Source organism: Cupriavidus sp. HPC(L) (assembly GCF_000307735.3).
Classification (GTDB): domain Bacteria; phylum Pseudomonadota; class Gammaproteobacteria; order Burkholderiales; family Burkholderiaceae; genus Cupriavidus.
The window spans coordinates 1-1,012 of the sequence record NZ_AMPR02000414.1; the positions used below are offsets into that span (position 1 = coordinate 1).

1 pseudogene is annotated in these 1,012 nt (G+C 72.0%); it reads right to left on the reverse strand.

The features are described from left to right. A pseudogene (locus B551_RS26740) lies at window positions 1-1,012 on the reverse strand (pyruvate, water dikinase); the annotation flags it as partial.

Consider the following 1,012-nt stretch of genomic DNA (forward strand, 5'->3'; position numbering starts at 1 on the left):
GGACCAGCGCCCGGCGGCCGCATCGGCCACGTACGTGGCGCTTGGTTCCGACGACGAGAACACCGCCGGCAACGCGCCCGGCTGTTCGACGATCACCGCCGGCTCCGCCCGGTCCGCCTGATCGGCCAGCACCTCGGCCCGCCGTGCCGCGCGCCGCGCTGCATACCGCAGCGGCATGCGCCCTTCGGCGACAGCGAGCAATTCGAATGCGGTCAGATGAAATACATCGTCGGGCCGCTCGAATCCGTCCTCCTTGCCGCCACGGGCCAGTTGCGTGCCCAGCGCGAGCGCGGTACGGCGCACCGCTTCCAGATACCGCATCAACGCGCTGCGCGCCGCTTCGCGCTGATTGCACTCGCGCGTGGCCACTCGCACCAATCGCTTCAGCACCGCCAGCATCGCGGGCCGCGCCAGCGGCGGGATCGCCCGGCGCAGCCGCTGCCATGCCTGCGCCGCGGCAACGCGCTGGCGCTGCCGTACCGCCTCGGCGTTGCTGCCGATCATCTCCAGCACGGTATCGAGCAGATAGTCTGGCGCCTCGCGCCAGCGCGGCTGCCTCACATAGCTTTCCGCGGTGGCCCGATGGCCGTAGCGATCCAGGAACTCGGCGAATGCTCGCAGGAAGGGACTGTGCGCGGGCAGCTGCTGTGCCCACCGCGCGCCGCTGCGCTGCGGACTGCGCAGCCAGGCCAGCGCTTCGGCGTCCGCCGCGGCCGTCTCGGCCAACGCGATCAACGCATAGCCTTGCTGTGCCGTCACGCTCGGCTCGCCGCCTGCCATCAGCGCCGCCGTCACCGCATAGCCTTCGCCGGGGCAGTACTTCTCGACCAGATCGACAAGCCCTGCCAGCGTGCCCCCTGCCGACCCCTGCAGGAAGAACAGCGGATCCGCCTGCGCCACCGTGCGGAACTGCTCGCGCAGCAGCGCGGCCAGCGCGGCGGGGTCGTCCGGCAACGCTTGTTCGCGCCACTGGCGTGCCTGCTCGGCGGCGCGCGCCAGCGCGGCTTCGCCC